Here is a 4,183-nt window from a genome sequence, read left to right on the forward strand (position 1 = left end):
CCAGCTTGCAAATGATTGTCCTTTCCTTCATTTCTCTCCTATTACGAAGATTTTAAACAGGTTCTAAGAAGATGTGATATAATTTTAGAGTTAATTGCTAATGAAGCATATAAAGGCGAAACTTACACCGCGGCACACTTTGCTAGGTATTTTGAGGGAAAGCTAGGCCTTGGAAGTAAACGTAGCATCCGTGAAAGGATTAGCCATCTTGCAGCTCTTGGCCACATAAAGTTCTTTAAGGAAGCTCTTGGATATAAAGTATCAAGCACTAAATCAAAGTACGGCTATTTATGTGTTAAAGACATGGAGTTAAAAATTTCTGAAAATCAACATGTGCTGGTAAAGCCAGATTATTATCTTTCACCAAATAACGGAGTAACCTTACCAGTTGAAAATCCAGACGTTTGGGTGATACATAATTCTACAAAACGAGATGGCAAAACAGTATAGTAAGTTGGCAAGATGGCAAGTTGGCAAACTGAAGAATCTGCCATTCTACCAACTTAAAATTGATAAAAATATAAGAAAATCAATAGTTTAAAGAAATAGTAAGATGGCAAGATGGCAAAAAATTGCCAACCAGATAGCATGGGTAAAGTCCTCTTCTATAACGGGTTTAGGGAAGTTGGCAAGACGGCAAAAATCTATATATATAAATATATACTATGCTATAGTACATAGTATATATCAGTTAAGAGAAGAACTTAACGTTTTTTGATGTCCTTTCATAATTTTGCTTTTTCTATGGAGTTGCAACCTATAATAAAAATATAAAGTAAAGGCAGTGAAAAACAAATGATCCATAATAGCGTTTTAAAAAGATTCTATGACTTCAGGGTACAATTACACCACCAAGACCTAAGTTACTCATGTAGGGTAGCTCAAAACTCGATTACGAGGCATCTTAATACCCCAAACTTTTATTTATTAGAAAAAACCCCACAACTGGTTTATCATGCTTTTTGTTGATTGCAAAGAAAATTTTTTGAACCTAAAGAACAAATGGTTAGTAGACTTTTTGAAACATTATTTTTGCAATAGCTTTACTTCTACCATAAGTTTAACAGAGGCTCTAACCCTCATCTTTTTTTTAACAAACGCATAACGCTGGTCTACTGAGTTTAATAGCTGAACTAAGAATTCAGATCTCCGGATTTTCCGGAATACTCAATAACTTCCAAGTGAGCTGGGTCTAGTTGCTTTAATAAGGCTTTTATGCAAGTGCGATGAAGACTTGAGGTAGAAAAGATTGAAGAAAGCAAAATAAACAGCTGTATATTCTTAATTTTTTTAGATGAGGCAAAAGCTGCATTTTAAAGCTATCTGTAACTTTAGGGTTAAACTTACTAGCCACACTAAAGAACGCTTATAATGCCCTCTAAAACGCAAATAAAAGGCATCTTTAGTAAACTTACCAGTAAGTTTAACACATTTTTTACACTTTGCAAAGAAAATTTTTCAAAAAAGATTGAACAACTTATGGTGAGTACAAGAGGTTATGGAGACTATTATGGGAATACAACAACTTTTATCGCAAACCTCTGAGCAATTAATTGCAAAACTCTCAGTAATGAAATCAGCAAATTGTAGGTGAAGCTAAAAGAAAAAAGTTACTGCCATAGAAGAAGAAACAGAAGCTACAGAACTCGTAACCCGCTTAATAGTTAAAAATGGAGACAAAGATCGAAATTTATTTATTTACGTCTCTAATTTTATCACGTATAATGGAGACAAAGATTTATATTTCGTATTTTATGTCTCCATCATTTATTGGTAGGCAAACTGAGTTAGAACAACTACTGGAGCTTACAGAAAAAAATACTGCATCTTTTGTAGTAGTCAAAGGAAGGCGTCGTATAGGAAAAAGTCGTTTAATTCAAGAGTTTGGTAAGTATTTTGAGCAATATTACTCCTTTATAGGTTTGCCACCAGAAAAGCACACTACAATGTCCTACCAACTTAATGAATTTTCTAGACAAGTTGCTAGACAATTTAATACATCTTTTGCTAGGTATGATGACTGGAGCGATTTACTATGGGCAGTTGGTGAACGTCTACTATCAGGAAAAACATTATTGCTGTTTGATGAAATTTCTTGGATGGGCTCAAAAGATCCAACCTTTTTAGGCAAAATAAAAAATTTTTGGGATACGCAGCTAAAAAATAATAACAAGCTAATTTTTGTTGTTTGTGGATCAGCTTCATCCTGGATCGAGAAAAATATACTTAGCAGCACTGGTTTCGTAGGGAGAATATCGTTAACTTTAACACTCGGAGAATTATCACTTTCTGATTGCAATGAATTTTGGCCGAAAAATATTTCAGAATATGAAAAATTTAAGGTGCTTGCAGTAACTGGCGGAATTCCAAAGTATTTAGAGGAGGTAAATTTTAAACATAGCGCTGAAGAAAATATTAAAAGGCTTTGTTTTACAAAAGGTGGGTTTTTAGTTGAAGAATTTAATCAAATATTCTCAGATTTATTCATGCGAAAAACGGCTTTTTATAAGCAAATAGTCAGAGCTCTTTCTACTGGAGCTAAAGAACAAGAAGAAATTTGTGCTACTTTAAATATCGTAAGACATGGACGCATTTCTGAGTATCTACATGAGCTTGAGCTTGCTGGTTTTATTGCAAAAGATCATACTTGGAGTATAAAAACTGGTACTGATTCACGACTCAGGAGATACAGACTTCAAGATAATTATTTAAGGTTTTATCTAAAATATATCGAAAAAGATCTAGGAAAAATTAGTCGTGACACCTATTCTATAGGGTTCTTACCAGAGTGGTATACAATTATTGGGCTTCAATTTGAAAATTTGGTGCTGAACAATAGAAAGAGTATACATAATATCTTAGGAATTGATGGAATAATAAGCGAGAATCCATTTTTTCAGAAAAGAACGCGTAATAGTGCAGGTTGTCAAATTGATTATATGATTCAAACGAAGTTTAACACTCTCTACATTTGCGAAATCAAATTTTCAAAAAATAAAATTGGTTATTCAATAATACAAGAGGTACAAAAGAAAATAGATACACTAAATCGTCCAAAAGGCTTTTCATGTCGTCCAGTCCTTATCCACGTCAATGATGTAAGTGATGATGTTATAGATAGTGATTACTTTTCAAACGTAATTGATTTTGGAGAATTGTTGAATTGTAAGTGATGTTTTTTCTGACTTTAAAAAATAACAGTTTCTACAGTTATTCTTAAGTTTGTAGAGTTTGCTAACATTAGTATCTTTAGCTTTACAAGAAGGGAATGGAGCCAAAATAATCTCTCTACTGCAATACCATTCTTTAAAACGTCTTTAGAGGGCTATTATAGCGTTATTGATGATTTAGATAGGTTTGTATGTTTTTACCAAAAACTCATGTAATCTCTTTTCAGCTCAAGTAAAAAGTTGTTTTCAAAATGGAAAGGACTCAAATAGCGAAGATTTCTGTTGTAAAAGACATAATGCTCTTTTTAATTTCTTAGCTGTCTTAAAATTATTTTAACTTTTTTTCAGAAACTCCCGGAAAAAGTGGTCGGTATATATTAGTATAGGGGCATTGAATGTAGATGTGCTTCAAACACAAAAGTCGGCAAACGAACAGAGTAGAAAAGATTGAAGAAAGCAAAAGAAATTTAGGCTTTTACGTAATTGAGAATTTGTATTTTTTTTTAGATAAGGCAAAAACTGTATTTTAAAGCTAGATGTGACTTTAGGGTAAAATACCAACTTGTGTCCAGAGAAGGTGAGTATGTTCAGTAGGAGTTAAACCTACCGGGATAAAAGTCGGAGTCCCGTAGCTTGGGTAGCAGCATGTAGGGAGACCAAAGTGTTGAAGCCTACCGACAACGTTATTGTAGGATAAGGGCGAATTACCAGGCCGTAGCGAAAGCGAACACATAGGTGGCCTCGAAAATTACAAATCCTAAAGGCTGAGCCCACGTTGGTAGGGTGAAGGCAATAGGGATAGCTGAAAACCCGAATGATACGGCATATCTACTTTAGCGGGGTGATAGTGATGGCATGGTAATGAGGACATATGAAGCAACTGGAGAAGCCCTACTCATCCCAGGAAGAAATACCTTGGAGCGGTAAGTTCTATAACTGGAAAACAGGAAATGAACCGAAGATGAGAGGGTGACGGATGGGTGCGTAGTAGTGAAGAAGTGAGGTAACTCTCA

2 protein-coding genes are annotated in these 4,183 nt (G+C 34.3%); both read left to right on the forward strand.

What is annotated here, in order from left to right:
• Positions 1 to 15 precede the first annotated feature (15 nt).
• Positions 16 to 450: a hypothetical protein gene (locus tag OZD63_RS01960; protein ID WP_274979389.1), complete on the forward strand. Its 435-nt coding sequence runs from the start codon at positions 16 to 18 to the stop codon at positions 448 to 450.
• A 1,304-nt stretch (positions 451 to 1,754) separates the two neighbouring features.
• On the forward strand, positions 1,755 to 3,173 hold the full coding sequence (locus OZD63_RS01965) for an AAA family ATPase (RefSeq protein WP_275007986.1): 1,419 nt from the start codon (positions 1,755 to 1,757) through the stop codon (positions 3,171 to 3,173).
• Positions 3,174 to 4,183 lie beyond the last annotated feature (1,010 nt).

This window comes from Wolbachia endosymbiont of Drosophila leontia, from assembly GCF_028981785.1.
Taxonomy (GTDB): domain Bacteria; phylum Pseudomonadota; class Alphaproteobacteria; order Rickettsiales; family Anaplasmataceae; genus Wolbachia; species Wolbachia pipientis.

Coding starts and splice junctions, on each gene's coding strand:
- OZD63_RS01965 (WP_275007986.1), top strand. CDS start 1,755: ATGTCTCCATCATTTATTGGTAGGCAAACTGAGTTAGAACAACTACTG.